20 protein-coding genes are annotated in these 23734 nt (G+C 32.8%); 13 read left to right on the top strand and 7 right to left on the bottom strand.

Going from position 1 to position 23734, the window contains the following annotated elements:
* Positions 1-2: 2 nt before the first annotated feature.
* The 3 genes from C8C83_RS17555 to tsaD all read right to left on the bottom strand — a co-directional run bounded on the left by C8C83_RS17555 (position 3) and on the right by tsaD (position 2490).
* Entirely contained in the window at positions 3-641 is a 639-nt protein-coding gene (locus C8C83_RS17555) for a DUF4159 domain-containing protein (protein WP_121329698.1), read from the bottom strand.
* Between the two features lie 112 nt (positions 642-753).
* Positions 754-1464, bottom strand: coding sequence for a 16S rRNA (uracil(1498)-N(3))-methyltransferase (locus tag C8C83_RS17560; protein ID WP_132011828.1), 711 nt, complete (start codon positions 1462-1464; stop codon positions 754-756).
* 3 nt (positions 1465-1467) lie between these two features.
* Positions 1468-2490: a tRNA (adenosine(37)-N6)-threonylcarbamoyltransferase complex transferase subunit TsaD gene (gene tsaD, locus C8C83_RS17565; RefSeq protein WP_121329699.1), complete on the bottom strand. Its 1023-nt coding sequence runs from the start codon at positions 2488-2490 to the stop codon at positions 1468-1470.
* A gap of 229 nt (positions 2491-2719) precedes the next feature.
* Here tsaD and C8C83_RS17570 point away from each other — a divergent pair, with 229 nt between their 5' ends.
* The 6 genes from C8C83_RS17570 (at position 2720) to C8C83_RS17595 (ending at position 11552) form a co-directional block, all read left to right on the top strand.
* Positions 2720-7204, top strand: a complete 4485-nt coding sequence (locus C8C83_RS17570; protein WP_121330083.1) for a translocation/assembly module TamB domain-containing protein — start codon at positions 2720-2722, stop codon at positions 7202-7204.
* A gap of 316 nt (positions 7205-7520) precedes the next feature.
* A complete protein-coding gene (gene pfkA, locus C8C83_RS17575; RefSeq protein ID WP_121329700.1) occupies positions 7521-8507 on the top strand; it encodes a 6-phosphofructokinase in 987 nt (328 codons plus the stop codon).
* A 96-nt stretch (positions 8508-8603) separates the two neighbouring features.
* Positions 8604-9608, top strand: a complete 1005-nt coding sequence (gene gap / locus C8C83_RS17580; RefSeq protein WP_121329701.1) for a type I glyceraldehyde-3-phosphate dehydrogenase — start codon at positions 8604-8606, stop codon at positions 9606-9608.
* Between the two features lie 122 nt (positions 9609-9730).
* Positions 9731-10582, top strand: a complete 852-nt coding sequence (locus C8C83_RS17585) for an N-acetylglucosamine kinase (RefSeq protein WP_121329702.1) — start codon at positions 9731-9733, stop codon at positions 10580-10582.
* Between the two features lie 13 nt (positions 10583-10595).
* A complete protein-coding gene (locus C8C83_RS17590) occupies positions 10596-10970 on the top strand; it encodes a methylglyoxal synthase (RefSeq protein WP_041518369.1) in 375 nt (124 codons plus the stop codon).
* Between the two features lie 195 nt (positions 10971-11165).
* Positions 11166-11552, top strand: a complete 387-nt coding sequence (locus tag C8C83_RS17595) for a methylglyoxal synthase (RefSeq protein ID WP_121329703.1) — start codon at positions 11166-11168, stop codon at positions 11550-11552.
* Here C8C83_RS17595 and C8C83_RS17600 read toward each other — a convergent pair.
* Both C8C83_RS17600 and C8C83_RS17605 read right to left on the bottom strand, forming a co-directional pair.
* Entirely contained in the window at positions 11533-11913 is a 381-nt protein-coding gene (locus tag C8C83_RS17600) for a Rid family detoxifying hydrolase (protein WP_121329704.1), read from the bottom strand. The genes C8C83_RS17595 and C8C83_RS17600 overlap by 20 nt on opposite strands.
* A 40-nt stretch (positions 11914-11953) precedes the next feature.
* Complete coding sequence (locus tag C8C83_RS17605) at positions 11954-14653, bottom strand: putative LPS assembly protein LptD (RefSeq protein ID WP_165877244.1); 2700 nt, start codon at positions 14651-14653, stop codon at positions 11954-11956.
* A gap of 82 nt (positions 14654-14735) precedes the next feature.
* Between C8C83_RS17605 and C8C83_RS17610 the strand changes: the two genes are divergently transcribed.
* The 7 genes from C8C83_RS17610 to C8C83_RS17640 all read left to right on the top strand — a co-directional run bounded on the left by C8C83_RS17610 (position 14736) and on the right by C8C83_RS17640 (position 21929).
* The gene (locus C8C83_RS17610; RefSeq protein WP_121329706.1) at positions 14736-15857 is read left to right on the top strand and encodes an N-acetylmuramoyl-L-alanine amidase; all 1122 of its coding nucleotides are present in this window, start codon (positions 14736-14738) and stop codon (positions 15855-15857) included.
* A gap of 50 nt (positions 15858-15907) precedes the next feature.
* On the top strand, positions 15908-16873 hold the full coding sequence (locus C8C83_RS17615) for an MlaD family protein (protein ID WP_121329707.1): 966 nt from the start codon (positions 15908-15910) through the stop codon (positions 16871-16873).
* A 5-nt stretch (positions 16874-16878) separates the two neighbouring features.
* Positions 16879-18216, top strand: a complete 1338-nt coding sequence (locus C8C83_RS17620) for a (Fe-S)-binding protein (protein ID WP_121329708.1) — start codon at positions 16879-16881, stop codon at positions 18214-18216.
* 126 nt (positions 18217-18342) lie between these two features.
* The gene (locus C8C83_RS17625) at positions 18343-19134 is read left to right on the top strand and encodes a (Fe-S)-binding protein (protein ID WP_121329709.1); all 792 of its coding nucleotides are present in this window, start codon (positions 18343-18345) and stop codon (positions 19132-19134) included.
* A gap of 96 nt (positions 19135-19230) precedes the next feature.
* Positions 19231-19713 carry an ABC transporter ATPase gene (locus C8C83_RS17630; RefSeq protein WP_099708654.1) on the top strand — a complete coding sequence of 161 codons (483 nt, stop codon included), beginning with the start codon at positions 19231-19233 and terminating at the stop codon, positions 19711-19713.
* A 629-nt stretch (positions 19714-20342) separates the two neighbouring features.
* Positions 20343-21494 (top strand): N-acetyl-alpha-D-glucosaminyl L-malate synthase BshA, encoded by a 1152-nt coding sequence (bshA, locus tag C8C83_RS17635; protein WP_121329710.1) that lies wholly within the window; start codon positions 20343-20345, stop codon positions 21492-21494.
* Between the two features lie 12 nt (positions 21495-21506).
* Entirely contained in the window at positions 21507-21929 is a 423-nt protein-coding gene (locus tag C8C83_RS17640) for a protease complex subunit PrcB family protein (RefSeq protein WP_121329711.1), read from the top strand.
* Between the two features lie 305 nt (positions 21930-22234).
* On the opposite strand, the gene C8C83_RS17645 is transcribed toward C8C83_RS17640, so the two are convergent.
* The gene (locus C8C83_RS17645; protein ID WP_121329712.1) at positions 22235-22732 is read right to left on the bottom strand and encodes a hypothetical protein; all 498 of its coding nucleotides are present in this window, start codon (positions 22730-22732) and stop codon (positions 22235-22237) included.
* A gap of 161 nt (positions 22733-22893) precedes the next feature.
* On the bottom strand, positions 22894-23718 hold the full coding sequence (locus C8C83_RS17650) for a UDP-2,3-diacylglucosamine diphosphatase (RefSeq protein WP_099708650.1): 825 nt from the start codon (positions 23716-23718) through the stop codon (positions 22894-22896).
* Between the last annotated feature and the right edge of the window lie 16 nt (positions 23719-23734).

The raw sequence follows: 23734 nt of genomic DNA on the forward strand, positions 1-23734 counted from the left end.
GTTTAATTGGTAAAGATATAATTGATAATATTAGCACCCATTTTCAATGCTTTTTCTCTAACGGCTAATGGATCATTATGCACTTCTGCATCTTCCCATCCATCACCTAAATCACATTCGTAAGTATATAATAAAACGAGTTTATTGTCTACAAAAATCCCAAAAGCCTGTGCTCGCGTTCCATCATGTTCGTGAATTTTTGGTAATCCATTCGGAAATGGAAACGGTTTTTGGAAAATAGGATGATTTGCCGGAAGTTCTACTAAATTATTATTGGGAAAGATTTTTTTAATTTCTTTTCGAATATATTGATCCATTCCATAATTATCATCAATATGAAGAAATCCGCCACCATTTAAATAATTTCGAAGATTTGCAACATCCGAATCGCTAAAAACGACATTTCCGTGTCCCGTCATATGAACAAAAGGATACGAAAGCAAATCCGGATTACTTGGTTCAACCGTAGAAGGTTTTGGTTTTATTCGCGTATTAATGTTTGCATTACAAAATTTAATCAAATTAGGCAAAGAAGTTGGATTTGCATACCAATCGCCGCCGCCGCTATATTTAAGCAAAGCAATTTCTTGTGAAAATGAAGAAACAGAAATCAGTAAAAACAGAAACAATATTTTTTTCATACGATTTTAAATTATCGGGTTGTCATTGCGAGGAACGAAGCAACCTCACTAGTAATTCGGCCTCTAAAGCTTTGTCAAAGTTTTAAACTTTGACAAAGCTAGCGTTAATCAACTAAATATTCTCATTAAAAAACACCACACTATGACAAGCCACAACTGCAGCAGTTTCAGTTCTTAAACGAGTATTTCCTAACATAACCGGCTGAAAATTATTTTCTAAAGCCAATGCAATTTCCTTTTCCGAAAAATCTCCTTCGGGACCAATTAAAAGCGTTACGTTTTCATTTGGTTTCAAAACTTCTTTCAATGATTTTTTATCGGTTTCTTCGCAATGTGCTATTAATTGTAAACCTTCATTTTGTTGTTTGATGAATTCTTTAAACGAAATCGCCTCATTTAATTTTGGTAAATAAGTTTCGTTAGATTGTTTCATTGCCGAAAGAATAATCTTTTCAAAACGCTCTAAATTAATCACTTTACGTTCCGATCGATCACAAATTATAGGCGTAATTTCCTGAATTCCTATTTCGGTAGCTTTTTCCAGAAACCATTCAAAACGATCGTTCATTTTGGTTGGTGCAACCGCAAGATGCAAACGATATTTAGGTTCAGGAGATTTTTTTATCGAAAGTACTTCAACAATACATTTGTTATCAGAAGCAAGCGTAATTTCGGTTTCAAACAATAATCCCAGACCATTTGTAACGTGTAGAATATCTGAATCTTTTTTTCGTAAAACCTTTATAATATGTCGGCTTTCTTCTTTATCAAAGAAAAAAGTTTCAGTCGTTTCGTCAATATCAGGATTGTAAAATAATTGCATAATTTAAAATTGAATTCGCGCTTTAGAAACTACAGCTGAAGTTTCAAAACGACTTGATAAATATTTTTGATATCCTACAATTCCAATCATTGCGGCATTATCTGTTGTGTATTCGAATTTTGGAACAAAAGTTTTCCAGCCATATTTAGCTTCACTTTCTTTCAATCGGGTTCTGATTCCTGAATTTGCCGAAACTCCGCCACCAATTGCAATTTGTGTGATTCCGGTTTCTTTTACGGCTAATTTCAGTTTATCCATCAAAATTTCGATGATCGTATATTGAATAGAAGCACAGATATCATTCAGATTTTCTTCGATGAAATTTGGATTCTTTAATTTTTCCTTCTGAATAAAGTATAAAATTGCGGTTTTTAATCCGGAGAAACTAAAATCTAATCCCGGAACTTTAGGTTTTGTAAACGCAAATGCTTTTGGATTTCCTTCTTTGGCATATTTGTCGATCAAAGGTCCGCCAGGATAAGGAAGACCAAGGATTTTGGCACTTTTATCAAAAGCTTCTCCAACCGCGTCATCAGTGGTTTCTCCGATAATTTCCATATCAAAAAAACCGTTTACTTTCACGATTTGAGTATGACCTCCGCTAATGGTTAACGCCAAAAACGGAAACTCTGGTTTATCAAAACCTTCTTCGTCTATAAAATGAGCTAAAATATGGGCATGCATATGATTGACAGCTATTAACGGAATCTTTAGCGCTAATGACAGCGATTTACTAAAAGAACTTCCAACTAATAAAGATCCCATTAAACCTGGACCTTGCGTAAAGGCAATGGCAGTTAATTGTTCTTTTTGTACATTTGCTTTACGAAGTGCAGCATCAATTACAGGAACAATATTTTGTTGATGTGCTCTTGAAGCTAATTCAGGAACGACACCACCGTATTGGTTGTGAATTAGCTGATTGGCCACAACATTTGAGAGTACTTTATCGTTATGTAAAACCGCGGCAGCAGTATCGTCGCATGAACTTTCGATGGCAAGAATAAAAACCTCTGAATTTTGCATATAAAGGCACGAATTTTGAATTATATTTGACAAATCAAATTATTAATTTTCTTTGACTGTAAGGAGAAGCCAAAATTAAAGAATTTTTATCAAAAACAGGCGTTCTTTGTCTGTTCAAAGTAAATTTAAAAAGAAAACTAAAATTAAAGCAGCTATCAAAAAAGTAAAGAAAATAATATCCAGAACCCTAATTGGGCTAATCTTACTTTTGTTGGCGCTCGCGATCATCTTGTCTTTGCCTGTAGTTCAGACAAAAATTGCCAACTATATTACGGATACATTAAACAAAGATTTTAATGTACATATTACTGTCGAAAAAACAGCAATAAACATTTTTGGTGGCGTAAAGCTGAAGAAAGTGTTGATTTTAGACCATCATAAAAAAACAATGATCTACTCAGATATTGTTGCAACTGATATTTTGGCATTAAAAAGATTGGTAGATGGAGATCTTATTTTTGGAGATATTCGTTTGACTGGTTTAATTTTTAATCTAAAAACCTATAAGAATGAGCATGAAAACAATCTTAATGTTTTTATTCAGGCATTCGAAAAAGGTCCAAAATCTCCTAAATCAAGCAAGCATTTTTTATTAACGGCAAAGAATGCATACATCGACAAAGGTGCTTTTTCTGTTGTTGATGAGAATAAAAACACACCAAAATTTCTTGATTTTAAAAAGTTAAACGCTTACATCAGTGATTTTAAATTGTATGGTCCGGATGTAAATACGATAATTCACAGGTTTTCATTCTTAGATCATCGTGGTTTGTATGTGTCTAATTTTGCAGGGAAATTCAGTTATACCAAAAAGCAAATAAAAGTTGAAAGCTTAGCGATAAAAACCAAAAGGTCCTGGATTTATGGTAAAGCTATTTTGAATTATAAAATTGAAGATTTCTTAGATTTTACAGACAAAGTAAAGTTTAATGTTGCAATGGATTCGGCTTCGATTGCTTCAAATGATATTCGTTATTTCTATGACGGATTAGGAAAAAATCAACATTTTAGAATCAGAACTAAGATTAGAGGAACGCTGAATAATCTTAATCTAAGACATCTTAAATTGAGTGATACAAATGGTTCTAAGATTGCAGGAACTATTAATTTCAGAAATCTTTTGGGTGATAAAACTCAGAAGTTTTCGATGCAGGGAAAGTTTGATAAACTGATTTCCAGTTATGATAATCTGGTTGTTTTATTGCCGGGCGTTTTAGGAAAAAAGCTTCCGAAAGAACTACAAAGAATTGGCAAATTTAATATTGTTGGTAAGGCAAAAGTCTCGACAACAGATTTAGAGACAGACTTTAAGATGATAACTGATTTAGGAAACGGTCAGGCAAATTTGCATATGAATAATATGGACTTTATTGATAAAGCATCTTATTCAGGAAATATTATTTTGGATAATTTTAATATCGGAGCTTTATTAAATCGGAAAGATATTGGAAAAACAACATTAAATCTAGATGTTGATGGTGTTGGTTTTACCGAAAAATATCTGAATACAATCATCAAAGGAGATATTTCAAAATTAGATTATAATAAATATACCTATAATAATATTGTTGTAAATGGTAATTTTAAATTGCCTTATTATAAAGGACAAGTGTCGATAAGTGATCCAAATTTGAATTTGACATTTGACGGTTTGGTTGATTTAAGTAAAAGAGAAAGCAAATATGATTTTCATATCAATGTTGAAAATGCCGATTTGCGAAAACTGAGATTTGTAGACGATTCTATTTCTAATTTTACAGGAGACGCTGTTGTTGAAGTAACCGGAAATTCGATCGAAAATCTTCAGGGAAATGTTTATATTAAGGATGCGGTTTATCAAAATCCAAAATCTACTTATGCTTTTGATGAAGTAACAATCAGTTCTAATTTTGATGCAGATCGCTTAAGAACAATTACCATTAGTTCGAACGATGTTGTAAACGGAAAAATTGTTGGTAAATTCCAGTTTGGACAATTGGATAAACTGGTTATGAATTCGGTAGGAAGTTTATATACCAATTATAAGCCTTATAAAGTCAAGAAAGGTCAGTTTTTGAATTTCAATTTCCATGTTTACGATAAAGTGGTCGAAATGTTGTATCCGGAAGTTAATATAGATTCGTCGACTGTAGTGCGTGGTAAAATCGATTCAGATCTTCAGGAGTTTAAGTTTAAATTTAGATCTCAGAAAATTACTGCTGCAAAAAATACTTTCGATAATATCCGAATTAATATTGATAATAAAAACACGCTTTATAACGCTTATGTCGAATTAGATAGTATCAAAACTCCTTATTATAAGGTACGTGATTTTAGTTTGATTAATGTTACTGCAAAAGACACGCTTTTTGTACGTTCAGAATTTAAAGGTGGAGATAAAGGTCAGGATTATTATAATCTGAATTTATTTCATACCATAGATAAAAACAAAAATAATATCGTTGGTATCAAGAAATCTGAGATGAAGTTTAAAGACTATTTATGGTATTTAAATGAAGACGAAGAAAAAGATAATCAGATTGTTTTTGATCAGTTTTTCAAGAATTTCACGATAGATAATATAGAACTATCGCATGAAAATCAAAAAATTGATTTAAACGGTATTATAAAAGGTGCAGATTATAAAGATCTTGTGTTGAATTTTGAAGATGTTGATATTAATAAGATCACGCCATTTAATTCGAAGTTTGTATTTAATGGTAATTTAAACGGGAAAGTAAATTTTAAGCAAAATAAAAACGTTTATCAGCCCACGGCATCCATTGTTATTGATCATCTTAATTTGAATAAAACAGAATTAGGAACCTTGAATTTTGACATTGCGGGTGACGAGAGCCTTAGGAAATTTACGGTAAACTCTTCGATACAAAATGGATTTACAGAATCATTTAGAGCAAATGGAACTTTTGCAATCGAGAATAAAGAAACTCTTTTAGATTTGAATTTAAAACTCGAAGGGTTTAATCTTGCAACTTTGGGATCTGTTGGAGGTGATGTTTTGTCAAATGTGCGAGGAAGTGTTTCCGGAAATGCTGCTGTTGTTGGGAATCTTAAAAAACCGGAAATCAATGGTCGTTTGTATGTTGAAAAAGCCGGAATGACAATTCCGTATCTTAATACAGATTATGAGTTGAGTGATCGAACGGTAATTGATTTGACGGATGAGAAGTTTTTGTTTAGAAATAATCAATTAACAGATACTAAATACGGAACTAAAGGATTGTTGAACGGAACGATTGAACATCATAATTTTGGCGATTGGAAATTAGATCTTACCATTACTTCTAAGCGATTATTGGCTCTTGATACAAAAGATAGTGAAGATGCAGCTTATTTTGGAACTGCATTTATTAACGGAACCGCAAGTATAAAAGGTCCAACAGATGGTTTGTTTATTAAGGTAGACGCTAAATCTGAAAAAGGTACCGAAGTTAAGATTCCTATTAATAATGCTCAAAGTGTTGGGGAAAGCAGTTGGATTCATTTTGTGACACCAAAAGAAAAATATAATCTTGCAAATGGTATTGTTGAGAAAACGAAAAACTATAACGGACTTGAATTGGAGTTTGATTTTGATATTACGCCAGATGCCGAAGTCGAAGTAATCCTGGATAGAAATTCGGGACACGGTATGAAAGGAAAAGGTTATGGATCGTTATTGTTTAAAATTAATACACTTGGTAAGTTTAATATGTGGGGAGATTTCCAGGCATACGAAGGAACTTACAACTTTAAATACGGAGGTTTAATCGATAAAAAATTCTCGGTTAAAAAAGGAGGATCTATCACTTGGGAAGGAAATCCAATGAAGGCACAGCTTAATCTGGAAGCAGTTTATAAAACATCGGCAAATCCGGCTGTTTTACTAGATAATACTTCTTCATTTAATAAGAAGGTACCGGTAGAAGTAGTTATTGGATTAAGAGGGGATTTAACAAGTCCGGAGCCTAATTTTGATATTCAGTTTCCATCTGTAAGTAACGTGCTTAAATCTGAGATACAATATAAGTTAGATGATAAAGATATTCGTCAGACTCAAGCCTTGTATTTGTTGTCTACAGGTTCGTTTATGAGTACAGACGGATTTAGCCAAGGCGATTTATCCGGAACATTGACAGAAACTGCTTCGAGTTTATTAGGAGGTATTATAAAATCTGATAATGATAAAGTCAATATTGATTTAAATTATATTTCGGCAGATAAGAGATTAGGTCAGGAAGCTGATGGTCAGTTTGTGGCTAATATTTCATCACAGGTAAATGAAAGAATTACGATAAACGGGAAAGTAGGAGTTCCGGTTGGAGGTGTAAACGAATCTGCAATTGTTGGTGATATCGAAATTCTCTATAGAGTTAACGAAGACGGATCTATGAATCTTCGTTTGTTTAATAAAGAAAATGATATCAATTATGTAGGGCAGGGAATTGGTTATACTCAAGGTGTTGGTATCTCATACGAAGTAGATTTTGATACTTTTAGCGAATTGGTAAATAAAATATTTAAAGATCATAAACTCGAACGAGCTATTAAAAGTTCTAATGATGATTTGCAGGATTCTTATTTAAATCCTGATTTTGTAAAATTCTCCAATAAGAAGGACGCTGAGAAGAACAAAAAGGAAAAAGATAAGAAAGACGCTGAGAAAAAACCAGAGCCGAAAAATCCGCCGCCACAAAACAATAATGAGGGTTTGATTCCTGATAACGACTTTTAATTCAGGCAACTTTGTTAAAAATATGATGATATAAAACCATTCGTGACTGCGAATGGTTTTTTTGTGCTAAATTTAGAGATTCAAAAATTTATTTTCGGATTTCTAAAAGCTCGGATTTTTGTAACACTTCATTAATGTATTGTTAATTTTAAACATTTAATTAAAATAAGAGCCTTTTATTATTTTAAATGAATTTTTTGCTATCAAAAAACTTATTAACGAAAACGTTTGAATTTAACACATTTTATTAATTAATGACAAACATCACCTATAAAGTGGTGAATGTTTGCTAATTTTACACTTTAATACTTAAATAATGCCAAAAACAATAAAAAAAGTTGGTGTTCTAACATCGGGAGGAGACTCACCTGGAATGAATGCCGCAATACGAGCAGTTGTTCGAACGTGCGCTTATCATAATATAGAATGCATAGGAATTTATAGAGGGTATCAGGGAATGATCGAAGGTGATTTCAAAGAAATGGGACCTCGTAGTGTAAATAATATTGTAAACAAAGGTGGAACGATCTTAAAATCAGCTCGTTCAGTTGAGTTTAGAACCCCTGAAGGTAGAAAAAAAGCTCATGAAAATCTTTTGAAAGCGGGAGTTGATGCTCTTGTTGTCATTGGTGGAGATGGAAGTTTTACCGGAGGTTTGATTTTTAATTCAGAATATAATTTCCCAGTAATGGGAATCCCAGGTACAATCGATAATGATATTTATGGTACAACTCATACATTAGGATATGATACTGCCTTGAATACTGTTGTAGATTGTATTGATAAAATTAGAGACACAGCAAGTTCACATAACCGTCTGTTTTTTGTAGAGGTTATGGGTAGAGATGCCGGACACATCGCTCTTAATGCCGGAATTGGTGCTGGTGCCGAGGAAATTCTTATTCCTGAAGAAGATTTAGGTCTTGATAGATTATTAGATTCTCTTCAAAAAAGTAAAGCTTCAGGAAAATCATCAAGTATAGTAGTTATTGCTGAAGGAGATAAAATTGGCAAAAACGTATTCGAATTAAAAGATTACGTTGAAGCTAACTTGCCTGAGTATGACGTAAGAGTTTCTGTATTAGGACACATGCAGCGTGGTGGATCACCATCTTGTTTTGACCGTGTTCTTGCAAGCCGTTTAGGTGTAAAAGCAGTAGAATCTTTAATCGAAGGTAAATCAAACTATATGGTTGGTTTACGTGAAGACAAAGTGGCTTTGACTCCGTTAGAGCAAGCAATTAAAGGTAAATCTGAAATTGATAGAGAATTGTTGAGAGTGTCAGACATTATGTCGACATAAAAAATACATACAAAGTTTAAAAAAGGAATGAAGTTTATTGTGAGGAAATTAGACTTTAAATTAGTGTAATAAAAACAAAAGCAAAAATTAAGTAAAATGTCAAAAGTAAAATTAGGAATAAACGGATTTGGACGTATCGGAAGAATCGTTTTTAGAGAAACTTTCAATAGAGATAACGTAGAAGTTGTAGCAATCAACGATTTATTAGATGTTGATCACTTAGCTTATTTATTAAAATATGATTCAGTTCACGGTCGTTTTAACGGAACTGTAGAAGTAAAAGAAGGAAAACTTTATGTAAACGGAAGAAATATCCGTATCACTGCAGAAAGAAATCCTGCTGACTTAAAATGGAATGAAGTTGATGTTGATGTAGTTGCTGAATGTACTGGTATCTTTACAACTATCGAAACTGCAAATGAGCACATTAAAGGTGGTGCTAAAAAAGTAATCATTTCTGCTCCATCAGCAGATGCTCCAATGTTTGTAATGGGAGTAAATCATGAGACAGCAAAAGCTACTGACTTAGTAGTTTCTAACGCTTCTTGTACTACTAACTGTTTAGCTCCTTTGGCTAAAGTTATTCACGATAATTTTGGAATTGTTGAAGCTTTAATGACAACTGTTCACGCTACAACTTCAACTCAAATGACAGCTGACGGACCTTCTAGAAAAGACTGGAGAGGTGGACGTGCTGCTTCAATCAATATTATTCCTTCTTCAACAGGTGCTGCAAAAGCGGTTGGAAAAGTTATTCCTGAATTGAATGGAAAATTAACTGGTATGGCTTTCCGTGTTCCTACAGCTGACGTTTCTACTGTAGATTTAACTGTAAAAGTAGCTAAAGAAACTTCATACGAAGAAATTATGGCTGTTTTGAAGAAAGCTTCTGAAAATGAATTAAAAGGTATCTTAGGATATACTGAAGATGCAGTTGTTTCTCAGGATTTTATTTCTGACAAAAGAACTTCAATCGTTGATGCTACTGCAGGAATTGGTTTGAATTCAACTTTCTTCAAACTTGTATCTTGGTATGATAATGAGTATGGATACTCAAGTAAATTAATCGATTTGTCTGTGCATATCGCTGGTTTAAAATAATAATTTATAATTTTGCAAAATCCCGTTATTTTATAGTAACGGGATTTTCTTATTTTGTTACTTCCTTAATTAATGTATAAAATACACTTATTAAAGAAGAACTAATCCAAAAACTGAATAAAATGAAATTAATAGTTGATAGTGGATCTACCAAAGCCGATTGGATTGCAATTGATGATAATGGAAAAGTATTATTTACCACACAAACTCTGGGACTAAATCCTGAAATTCTTGATGGTCCTGAAATTATAGAAAGATTAAATGACCGTTTTGATATTTTGCAAAACAAAAAAAATGCTTCACATTTGTTCTTTTACGGAGCGGGTTGTGGAACTGATAGAATGAAACAATTTTTATCTCAAATCTTTCAGGAATATTTTTCTAATGCAATTGTAGAGGTTCAGGAAGATACTTATGCTGCAGTTTATGCAACGACTCCAAAAGGAGAAGAAGCGATTGTAAGTATATTAGGAACTGGATCTAACTGCAGTTATTTTGATGGAAAAGTATTGCATCAAAAAGTTCAATCATTGGGGTATATCGCTATGGATGATTGTAGTGGAAATGTTTTTGGAAAAGAATTAATCAGAAAATATTATTTCAATAAAATGCCTAAAGAATTGGCTGTTGAATTTGAGAAAGAATATGATTTGGATCCTGATTTCATCAAGAATAAATTATATAAAGAACCAAATCCAAATGCTTATTTAGCTACTTTTGCGAAGTTCTTAATCAAACATAAAGACACTGAGTTTTGTAGAAAAATCATCTTCAAAGGAATGAAATCTTTCGTAAAAAATTACATTAAGCAATATGATAATTGCAAGGAGATTCCAGTTCATTTTGTTGGTTCTATCGCTTTTTATCTAAAAGATGAATTACAAGAAACATTTAATAAATACGAACTTCAATTAGGGAATGTTTTAAGAAGACCTATTGATGGATTAATTGCTTACCACGTTGCGAATCAATAAATAAACGTAAATGATAGAAATTGCTATTATAGCTCACGACGGCAAGAAGGCAGATATGGTTCAGTTTTTAAATAAAAACAAAACACTTCTTCTTAAAGAAAATATTAAGTTGATTGCTACGGGAACTACCGGAAGTAAGGCTGTAAATGCCGGTTTTAAGGTAAAAAGAATGCTTTCAGGACCAATGGGAGGTGACGCACAAATTGCTGCGCGTGTAGCCGAAGGTAAAACACAGATGGTTTTCTTTTTTAAAGATCCACTTGCAAGCCACGCTCATGAAGTCGATATTAATATGCTTATTCGTGTTTGTGATGTACACAATGTGCCTTTGGCAACAAATGAAGCTTCGGCTCAATTGTTATTAAATGCTGTTGCATTACAACTATAAAGTTTTAATTCATTAAACAATATAAAAAAACCGTTTCATTTGCTGAAACGGTTTTTTATTGCCTGTAAATTTATGATAATACTCTATTTGTAGTCTTTTATTGCTGTTTTGCTAATTGTTTGATATTTATTATCTTATGTTTTAATCTGTTTGCTTTTTTAGATTAAATTTGATTGGTTGAATTATTTGTAAATCATGAAAAAACATACTTTAATTGCGCTAATTGCTCATGATAATAAAAAGGCAGATATGATTCAGTTTTTAATTAAAAACGGAATTGCGCTACAGCATGATAAAGTGAAACTTATTGCAACAGGAATATTAGGGAGAAATGCTGAAAAATCTGGGTTCAAAGTAAAAAAGATGCTTCCTTGTTCAATGGGAGGTGATGCTCAAATTGCATCTAAAGTAGCAGGAGGTAAAATTAATATCGTTTTTATGTTTACAGATCCTTTAGTGACCAATGCTCACGAAGTCGATATTAAGATGCTAGTCAGGATATGCGATGTTCATAATGTGCCGTTGGCAACAAATGAAGCAACGGCACAATTATTTTTAAATGCTATTGTACAGCAATTATAGATATTTCTACATTTACATTTTTTGGTAAACAAGCTACCTGGACAGTTTCACGTGCAGGAGCCGTTTTTTCATTAAAATAAGATCCGTAAACGGTATTTATGGCAGCAAAAATATTCATATCCATAATAAATATAGTTGCTTTTACTACATTTTCAAAAGTCATATTTGCAGCTTCCAAAATTGCAGCAATGTTTTCCATTACTTGTTTAGTTTCATCATTGATATTGTCTGTAACAAGTTCTCCAGAAGCTGGATTAATAGCGATTTGACCAGAAGCATAAAGCGTATTTCCTGATAATACAGCTTGATTATAAGGTCCAATTGGTGCTGGAGCTTTTTCAGTAAAGATGATTTTTTTCATAATAAATTATTTTTATTCGATCAATTATGGTTTTGAGGAATTATCGATTCAAAGTACTTCGTTTGTTCCATTTGATATCACTAAGCATTCCGGATTTGATTCCGATAAAGAAGTTCCAGTTTGAATTTGTTCCCAATGGAGACCAGTTAAACGCCATTCTCCAGCTCATTAAATCTCTTTCAAAACGTAACTGAGTAAAAGTAACTCCCTTTTGTACAAAATCATAACCGGTAGAAATTCCACCTTTCCATTTTGGAGTAATATCCATGTTGACAGACATCATTATCGAGTTTCCTGAGATTTTGTTTTCTCTTCTTATATTGCTGTATGTCATTGAGTAAGCAAGTGTCATGTCCCAAGGGATTTTTGACTTAAAGAATTCACTAATTACATCTTTGTCGTCATCTTTTTCATTTGCAAATTGACTATTTCGAGGATCGGTTAAGTCAGTATTTGTACCAAACAAGTCATCTTTTCTACCACCATTTCGCTGACTTTGAACGTTCTTATCGTCCTTGCCTGTTCCTTTATTCGAGAAAGAATAGTTTAAGGTAACATTGGCATTTGTCATTCTGAATAAACTTCCTCCGTTATCAATATTATACGTACTGATTCTGTCGTTATTGTTATTTAAAGCATATGGATCTAAAGTAGCTCCAAAATTGACATTCATCTTATTTTGGAAAAGCTGTGTTCCACCACTAATAAGTAAAGGTTGCCAGGCTAAAACATCTTTACCATTAGCATTAAAATTATAATTTGTGCTAAGATTTAAGTTGTTAAGCAACATCACTTTTTTAGGTTCTGTTTTTGTACTGTCACGATCTCTTACTTTGGCCTCAAAAGTATTGCTTAAAGCAAAAGCTACAATATTTGAGTTGTCTCTCGAAGGAGCACCATAAACACCACCTTCAAAGCGTGTGTATTGATTAAGTTTTCCGGAAGCATCTACAGAATAGTTGTCATAGTATTTTTCAAAACTAGGAGTATATGAATAAGAAATCGTAGGACGCATTACGTGACGAATCGATTGGATTCTTTTGTCACTTCCAAAATTAAAGGTACCGTAGATCGTTGTTCCTAAACTAGAAGTAAAATTATAAGTTCTAAACGAATCAAAACCATTTACAACCGTATTTACAACTTTGCTCTGATTAGGATCGTAATTTTTGTCAATAGTTTTGGTAACCCATGTTTCCTGGTAGTTTGTCGCAGCTTGCGCACTAAAATATTTGAATAGTTTAAAGTTAGTACTTAACGGAATTGTGTGTTGCATTCCTATTTGGGCATCTCTAAACATTTGTGGTTTAAAAAACAAAGAATCCGTTGTTGTAATATTGTTTTTACCGCTTAAGTTATATTGTAAATTGATGTTTTTTATAAGTCCTTTCTTTACACCATCTTTTCCAACAAAAGGATAAACACGGTCGATACTAGCTTGCAAAGTAGGTAAAGTCATTGTAATGACTTCTGTTTGTGTATTTTGTTGATGCGTTGCTGATAATGAAAAACGAGCTTGCGGAATCGTATTAAAAGTTCTGCTATAGGATATAGAAGAACTCAGGGTATTATTTAAGTTCGAACCAATATTGGCCTGATTGATAGATTGTTTAAAGTATTTACTACTACCCATGTTTACGGAAGCAGAAAATGTCGAATTAGGACTTGATTTAGTGTCTCTTGAATGCGACCACTGAATGTTATAAATATTTTGTTTGCTATAATCGGGGTAACCACGTTCGCTGCTAATTAGATTTTCAAAACGAATATTAACATTTCCACGGTACTTATATCTTGTGGCATACGCCGATTCAAATCGCATGGCGTAACTTCCATTCGTATAATAATCTCCCAAAACCGTTAAATCATAATTATCGCTCAAGGCAAAGTAATAACCCATATTTTGAAGCGAAAAACCTCTTGTATTTGAGTCATTATAACTTGGAATAATAATACCGGAAACACTTTTTTCCTGACTCATCGGGAAATAAGCAAACGGCAATGCAAGTGGAGTAGGTACATCTGCGATAACCATATTGGTTAAACCGGTAATAACTTTTTTACCGGGAATAAATTTTACTTTACTGGTTTGAAAGTAGTATTCAGGATTGTCAACGTCTGAAGCTGTTGTAAAACGAGCGCCTTTTAAGAAGTAAACTGAATCATTTTCTTTTTTAGTAACGGCAGCTTTTATTTTAAATTCACCTTGTTCAGTTCTTGAATTGAAGATTAAGGCTTTTTTTGTTTTGAAGTTAAAACGGATAGAATCAGGTTGAACTTCGCTTGAACCTTGTTTAAAATTTGGGTATTGTGACAAAACTCCGGCAGAATCTTTTATCCTTCCGGCATAAACTTCATCTTTTTCATAGTTTAAAACAATTATACCAGATTTTAATTCTACATCTTTATAGTATAATTCAGCTTCATTATATAAAGTGATCAGTTTTCTTTTCTGATCGATTTTTGCGTAATCTTTAGCTCTGTACTTAACTTTTCCGTCAAGAAAAGTCTTTTTAGGTCTAACAGTATCAAGTTTTATGGTATCTGTAACAGCAGTTGTAGGTTTATCTGTTTGTTTTACAGTTGCTAACGGCTTTTTTTTGTTTTTTATCTCTTGCGAATATAATTTACCACTTCCTAGTGTTAGGAAAAATGATAATAAAACGATATTAAATAAGTTTGTATGCAAAGGTTTAAATGCTATTTTTGTAAAATTATGGCTTGTTTTTTGACATGTCAAACTTACATATAATTTTTTGTCAAAAATAATCAATTGTAAAAATTATAGCTGTTGCGTTTTATTAAAATTAACTTTTAGATTTATGAATAGATTTAACAAAATTAAGGTAATATTTACTTTTTTTCTAACGATAATGTCATTTTGTGCTTACAGTCAGTCAAATGTATTTAAGGTAACTCTTGATGCTGGACATGGAGATCACGATTTTGGAGCAGTTTATAGCGGACGAATTGAAAAAAATATTGCTTTGGCTATTGTACTAAAAGTTGGAAAAATTTTAGAACTTAACCCAAATGTTGATGTAATTTACACTCGAAAAACAGATGTTTTTATCGATTTAGTAGAAAGAGCGAACATTGCAAACCGCGCAAATTCTAATATTTTTGTTTCTATACACTGTAATGCAAACAAAAATACTGCAGCAGATGGAACCGAAACTTATGTAATGGGTTTGAGTAAAACGGCTTCGAATCTTGAAGCGGCGAAAAAAGAGAACTCGGTAATTACTTTAGAAAAAGACTATAAACGTAAATACGAAGGTTTCGATCCAAATTCGCCTGAATCTATGATTAGTATGACACTAATGCAGGAAGAATATTTAGAAAACAGTATTTCGCTGGCAAGTAAAATTGAAGATAATTTCGAGAAACTTGGTAAAAAAATAAGACAAGGCGGAGTTAAGCAAGCGCCATTTATGGTACTTCACAAAGCTTATATGCCAAGAGTATTAGTAGAAACAGGATTTGTTTCGAATCCAGATGAAGGAAATATTTTAAACTCAGAAGAAGGTCAGAACGATATTGCAAAAGCTATTGCCGAAGCTATTTTGAGTTATAAAAGAGAGTTTTTTGGTTCTGGCGCTCCTGAAATTGTAGAAGCAAGACCAGCGAGAGATACAACTCCTGCAAAACCTAAAGTTGCTGAAACTACGGCGGTGAAAAATGCTCCAAAAGGAATCTTCTTTAAGGTACAACTTATAGCAAGTATTAAAAAAACACCAACGGAGCCTAAAAACTTTAAAGGATTGAAAAATGTGACAATGTTATACGAAAATAATATTTACAAATATTTCTATCAGGAAACTGCAGACTACGATGCAGCAAAAAAATATTTGCAAGAGGCTAAAGACAAAGGATATGGCGCAGCTTTTTTAATTGCAACTAAAGACGGAGAAAAAATCAATATTCAGGACGCTATCAAATAATAAGCTTTTGTTCGAATATTTATATTAATTTTGTAGAAACACTTAGAATTTTGAAACTAACAAGAGAAATTAAAACGGCTATTTTAGTCATCGCGTCAATCTTATTATTTATTTGGGGCTATAGTTTTTTAAAAGGCAGAGACCTTTTTACGAATTATAAAACATTATATGTAGAATATAATAATGTAGAGGATTTGTCATCATCAGCTCCAGTTACCATAAACGGACTTACAATTGGTAAAGTAAATAAGATTACAATTAATGAAGTAACAGGTAAATTATTAGTTGAACTTCAATTAAAAACAGATTTTCCAATCTCAAAATCAAGCCAGGCAGCTTTGTATTCTCCAAGTTTAATTGGAGGAAAGCAAATCAAGATTATTCCTAATCTTGCAGACAAAGAACCAGTTGAAGATGGGCAAACGTTAGCATCAACAGTTGAGTTGGGATTAACAGAATCTTTGGGAGGTAAAATCGAGCCAATTCAGCAAAAATTAGATTTAATGCTAGCCAATATTAATACATTGGTCGGAGGATTAAACAATGTTTTAGATAAACAAGGGCAAGAAAATCTAAAAAAATCATTGGCAGAATTAAGCCAGACAATGGAGCAATTTCATAGAGCTTCAGGAAGTCTTAATTCTATTTTAGATACTAATAAAGGACAAATTAACGGAGTTGTAACCAACTTTAATAAAATGTCAAGTAACTTCAATAAAATATCAGATTCTTTGAACAAAGCCGATTTAGGAAAAACAGTTAAAAACCTAAACCAGACTTTGGCTAAAGTTGACAATCTTATGAGTAACTTAAACTCAGGAAAAGGTACTGCAGGTAAGTTGTTAAGTGACGATGCTTTGTATAATAATCTTTCTAAAACTTCAAAAGAATTAGAGTTATTATTGCAAGACGTTCGTCTTTACCCAACTCGTTATGTGAATGTTTCTCTTTTTGGAAAGAAAAACAAACCATATGTAGCACCAACAGAAGACGCTAACACAACTACTAAAAATTAATTAGAATGAGTTATTTAGATAATATTTTATTCGCTATACTTTTAATTGTAGGTTTCGGTTTTTTTGCATCGAGCGTAAAAAAAATCATCCGTAACATCAATTTAGGAGTAGATGTAAATCGAAAAGATAATTCTAAAGCACGTTGGAAAAACATGGCATTGATTGCTCTTGGGCAATCAAAAATGGTGAGACGCCCTGTAGCTGGAATACTTCATATTTTTGTATATGTAGGTTTTATAATTATTAATATCGAATTAGTAGAAATTATAATCGATGGATTATTTGGAACGCATAGAATTTTTGCTCCTTATTTAGGAGTAATTTATGATGTTTTAATTGCTTCATTTGAAATATTAGCAATACTTGTCATTTTTGCGGTTACTGTTTTCTGGATTAGAAGAAACGTGATTAGATTAAAGCGTTTTATTAATCCGGATTTAAATGGTTTTCCTAAAAGCGATGCCAATTACATCTTGTATTTTGAAACTGTTTTGATGCTTCTATTTTTGTTTATGGATGCTTCTGATTTGCATTTGCAAAATGTTCCGGGTGGATTTTCTCATTTTCACAGAGCAGGAAGTTTCCCGATAAGTCAGTTTATTGCACCAATTTTCAACGGAATGTCAAACGAATTAGTTGCATTGCTGTTTGAAGTATTTTGGTGGTTGCATATTGCAGGTATTTTAGTTTTTATGAACTATTTGTACTTCTCAAAACACTTGCATATTCTTTTAGCATTCCCGAATACTTATTTTGCAAACTTAAATCCTGAAGGACAGTTTGATAATTTAGAGTCGGTGACAAAAGAAGTTAAGTTAATGATGGATCCAAATGCTGATCCGTTTGCTGCTGCTCCGGTGGATGAAAATGCAGTTCCAAGTAAATTTGGAGCAAGTGATGTTCAGGATTTAAACTGGGTACAATTATTAAACGCTTACACTTGTACAGAATGTGGTCGTTGTACATCATCATGTCCTGCTAATCAAACGGGTAAAAAATTGTCTCCTCGTAAAATTATGATGGATACAAGAGACCGTTTGCAGGAAGTAGGAAAAAATATTGATGCAAACAAAGGTGTTTTTGTTCCGGATAATAAAACATTATTGAACGATTATATAACTCCGGAAGAGTTGTGGGCATGTACTTCATGTAATGCTTGCGTGGAAGAATGTCCGGTAAATATCAGTCCGTTGTCTATTATTATGGATATGCGTCGTTATCTTGTTATGGAACAAAGTGCTGCGCCAATGTCATTGAATGCAATGATGACAAACATTGAAAACAATGGAGCGCCTTGGCAATACAGCCAACAAGATAGATTGAACTGGAAAAACGAAAATTAAGATAGTTTAAACGGTTATTAGTTTAACCATTTAATCAATTGAATAAAATAAATTTAGGTTTTGGATTGGTTATTCAGAAGAGCGATTAACCAAATAAACGATTAACCGAATTAACAATAAAAGAAGATGTCAGAAAGTTTAGTAGTGCCAACAATGGCTGAAATGCTAGCCCAAGGAACACAACCGGAAGTTTTATTTTGGGTTGGTTGCGCGGGAAGTTTTGATGATAGAGCAAAGAAAATTACCAAAGCATTTGTGCGAATTTTAAATCGTACCAATGTTTCATTTGCAGTATTAGGTACAGAAGAGAGTTGTACTGGAGATCCTGCAAAACGTGCCGGAAACGAGTTTTTGTTTCAAATGCAAGCCATGATGAATATCGAGGTTTTGAATGCGTATGAAGCTAAAAAAATCGTAACCGCTTGTCCGCATTGTTTTAATACTTTAAAAAACGAATATCCTGAATTAGGAGGTCAATATGATGTAATTCATCATACGGAGTTTTTAAAGTCATTAATCGACGACGGAAGATTAACTGTTGAAGGCGGACAATTTAAAGGAAAGAAAATCACTTTTCACGATCCTTGTTATTTAGGAAGAGCAAATAAAGTATACGAAGCACCAAGAGATTTGATTCAGAAATTAGACGTTGAATTAGTCGAAATGAAACGTTCTAAAGCAAATGGTTTATGTTGTGGAGCTGGTGGAGCACAAATGTTTAAAGATGCTGAGCCAGGAAACAAAGAAGTAAACGTTTTGCGTACTGAAGATGCCTTAGAAGTAAAGCCGGATATTATTGCTGCTGGTTGTCCGTTTTGTAATACCATGTTAACGGATGGTATTAAACATCAGGAAAAAGAAGAGCAAGTTAAAGTAATGGATATAGCGGAATTAATCGCTAATGCACAGGATCTTTAATCTGAGGTTCTGAGTAGCTAAGATTCTAAGTTTCTAAGCTTTTTATTTGAAACTTTCTTAAATCTAAAATCCAAATAATCTAAAATCTAAAATTAAATGTATATACCTTTTGAAGATTTACCTGGTGAATCCAGAATCTGGATTTATCAATCGAACAGAAAATTTTCTGAGGAAGAATTTTCTGAAATAGAAACTGACCTGAAAGCTTTCGTTGAAGGCTGGGCAGCGCACGGAACGAGTCTTGAAGCTTCATATCTATTGAAATATAACCGATTCATTATTTTGGCTGTAAATCAGGATGTGCAAGCGGCGACAGGTTGTTCTATTGATAGTTCGGTGGAGTTTATTCAGAGTTTAGAGAAAAAGTATAATGTTGATTTGTTGGATAAAATGAACGTTACTTTTAAACTAGGAGAACATATCGCGCACAAACCTCTAATTGATTTCAAGAAAATGGTTAAAGACAAATCTGTATCTGAGAATACGATTGTGTTTAATAATCTTGTAAACAATATCGAAGAATTTAATGAATCTTGGGAAGTTCCTGCTGCTGATAGTTGGCATAGCAGATTCTTCTAAGAAGACTTTATAAAATATTTAAAAAGGCATGAAATTTAGATTTTGTGCCTTTTTTTGTGGATAATATTAGACAAACCTAACAGGTTTTAAAAACCTGTTAGGTTTTTTTGTATGTTTTAGTTGCCTTTGCGAGGAACGAAGTAATCTTATTTTTTAAATCAAATAGTGGCTCACTGTAGTGTGGTTGCTTCGTTCCTCGCAATGACAAGATTGTGGGAATCTTTGTCAAAGTTTTAAAACTTTGACAAAGATCGAATTACGTTAAACTTGTCGGATTTAGGATAAAGTTCTTGTAGAAAGAAAAACTTCTAATCTAGCTCCGATGGGAGTGATATCCTTTTTCTGGCTTCTTTAGACAGAAAAAGATATAATGGACAGCGGGACAAGTGGTTCTTATGGGAATGTCTTTTCTGCTCCTCAAAATAATTAATGAATTATGAATTATTAGTTATGAATTATGAGTTTTTGTCTGAGTGAAAAAATCCTTTGTAGATGTTAATGAATGTAATTATAAGCTTGAGAATTCTAACAATCTAATACTCTGAGAACTAATGTTCACAAAAATCTAACAATCTAAATCTTCGATTAAACGCTATTTTTGAGTACTTTCGTAGTATTAAATTTAATACATGAAAATAGCTATAGTTTGTTATCCGACATTTGGCGGTAGTGGCGTAGTTGCTACAGAATTAGGTCTAGAATTAGCCAGACGCGGACACGAAATCCATTTTATTACTTATAGTCAGCCGGTTAGGTTGGCACTTTTGAATCCTAATGTTCATTATCACGAAGTAAACGTTCCTGAATATCCTCTTTTTCATTATCAGCCTTATGAATTGGCTTTGTCAAGCAAATTGGTTGATATGGTAAAACTTTATAAAATTGAAGTTTTGCACGTGCATTATGCTATTCCTCACGCATATGCGGGTTATATGGCGAAGCAAATGCTGAAGAATGAAGGGATTAATCTTCCGATGATTACGACGCTTCACGGAACTGATATTACGCTGGTAGGAAATCACCCGTTTTATAAACCTGCAGTAACTTTTAGTATCAATAAATCAGATTATGTGACTTCGGTTTCACAGAGTTTGAAAGATGATACTTTGAAATTATTCAAAATCAAAAATAAGATTAGGGTTATTCCGAACTTTATCGAACTGGATAAAGTGGTTAAAGATCCGCAACAGCCATGTCATCGTTATGTAATGGCGAAGGAAAACGAGCGCATTATTACGCATATCAGTAACTTTAGAAAGGTAAAACGTATTCCGGATATTATTAAGATTTTCTATAATATCCAGAAAGTAATGCCGGCTAAATTAATGATGGTTGGTGATGGTCCTGAAAAAGAAAAAGCAGAGGTTTTGTGTATGGAATTAGGAATTTACGACAAGGTAATTTTCTTTGGAAATAGTAATGAAATCGATAAGATTTTGTGCATGACGGATTTGTTTTTGCTTCCATCAGAAACAGAAAGTTTTGGTTTGGCAGCTTTAGAAGCTATGGCTTGTGGAGTTCCGGTAATTTCGAGTAATTCAGGAGGTTTGCCAGAGGTTAATTTCGATGGAATCTCAGGATATTTGAGCAATGTTGGAGATGTTGAAGAAATGGCTGCAAATGCAATTAAAATACTGAAAGATGACGAAGTTTTGAATCAGTTTAAAGCAAATGCTCTGGAAGTTGCGAAGAAATTTGATATTAAAAATATCCTGCCTAAATATGAGGCCTTATATCAAAGAGCAATTGACGATTATAAAAGTGAAAAGCAGCAATCTTAAAAATAAGCATAAATGAAAAAAGTAATTTCGGTTTTGGCAGTTTTTGCTATGGTTTCTTGTGGAGTAAAAAAGACAACAGATTCAAAAGTTTTGTATGAAGTTCTAACGGAACAATCTGATGGAGGAGGAAATATCAAATTTTTTGAAATTTTGACCGAACCTAACGAAATCAAAATGTTAGAAAATGATCCGCTTTTGGCTGATAAAATGAAACAGACTGATATTAGTAATTCAAATTATGTTATCCTGAATATGGGAGAAAAAAATACCGGTGGATATTCTATTGGTGTTGAAAAAGTTGAAGAAACGGATAAAAATATTATTATTACAGTAAAAGAAAATAATCCTGCTGCAGACGCAATGGTGATGCAAGTGATTACATATCCTTATACAGTTGTGAAAATTCATTCTAAAAAAGATATTATTATAAAATAGATGTCAAATGTTAGATGTGAAATGTGAAAATGTCTGACTGAATTTAACCGCAAGGCACGCAAAGTTTTTTTTCTATATGTGGGTTTTATAAAAACGCAAAGTTCGCAAAGCTTTCTATTGATCCTGCTTTGCGAACTTTGTGTTTGTTAAACGTGCTCCAGAATAAAAACTTTGCGTGCCTTGCGGTTAAATCAGCTCGATAAGAAACTTCGACTTAGTTCAGTCTGATAAAAGCATAAAAAAAACCTGTCGCAGTGAAACGACAGGTTTTCTTTTACAATTATTTTTTACTTTTATTCTAAATTTTAGAATCTAAATTTAACGCCTAAACCAACGTCAAATCCAAAATTGTCATCATCATAATATCCAGAACCAATTTCTGGTCTTGCATCTAATGATAGTGTAATTGGCGCTTCGCTAAATCTGTATTCTATTCCGATGTCTCCAGCTGCAAATACGTATGTTCCGCTGTCGTTATATTTGTAATTGTTGTTGTAATAATCGTGATCCCATGCAGCAATACCACCACCAACACCAGCATACCAGTTAAAACCGCCATCAATGTTCCAAACCCATTGATAAAGTGCAACTGCTTTAATAGCATCAACATCGCTACTGTTTCTAAATCCTAAATCAAATTCAAGTCTGTTTTTTTGATTTAAACCTAATTGATAAGATGCTTCACCACCAAAACCGTTATTGTCGCCTAAACGAATTCCTAAAGCATGTTTTGAAATTTCTTGTGATTGAGCCGTAAACGCTAATCCTAATAGCATAATGGCTGATAAAATTATTTTTTTCATGAAAATGGTTATTAATTATTTTTCAAATGTAATGTGTCACACCATTTTCAAACGTATAAAATTTTTAGAAATTGTTACATAATTCACATTTTTGATCGTAATAAAATCAAATTGAAAGTATGTTTAACTCCTGTAATTAGAGGGATTTAAGTTTGAAAGCTCTATTTGTTTAGAATAATAGATGAAATTAACTGAGAGCTTAAAATGTCTTCCATCTCAAAAAGATTTTCTTCTTCTGTAAAATTACTTTCAGCATAAGAATACAATTTCCAACGCTTTTTATGGTATTCTAAAGCAGTTAGATTTTCGACCCAATCACCTGAATTTAGATATAAAGTAGAGCCGTGTTTGTTTTCTTTAGTAATAATTTTTGGTTCGTGAATGTGTCCGCAAATTACATAATCATAATTTTTTTCGATTGCTAAATCTGTTGCGGTAGTTTCGAAATCTGAAATGAATTTTACGGCCTTTTTCACACTGGCTTTGATTTTTTTAGAAAACGAATAGGGTTCTCTTCCAAGTTTAGCCAAACACCAATTTGCAAAACGATTGGTAAGAATTAAATAATCATAACCTAAGCCGCCAAGTTTTGCTATCCATTTCGAGTGCTGAACGGAAGCGTCAAAAACGTCTCCATGAAAAATCCACGCTTTTTTGTCGTCAAGTTCTAAAACTAATTTATCGACCAACGCAAAATTTCCCATATTCATATCACTGAATTTTCGAAGAATTTCGTCGTGGTTTCCAGTAATATAATACACTTTTGTTCCCTTAGATGCCATTCCAATTATGCGTTGAATGACTCTTAAATGTGCTTTTGGGAAATATGATTTTCTAAATTGCCAAGCATCAATTATGTCGCCATTTAAGACTAATGTTTTTGGTTTAATGCTTGATAAGTAGTTGTTTAGTTCTTTAGCGTGACTTCCGTAAGTTCCCAAATGGACATCTGACAGGATGACCAATTCAACATTTCGTTTTTTCAATTTTTCGTTTTTTGAA

Origin of the sequence: Flavobacterium sp. 90, assembly GCF_004339525.1 — a bacterium.
Lineage (GTDB): Bacteria > Bacteroidota > Bacteroidia > Flavobacteriales > Flavobacteriaceae > Flavobacterium.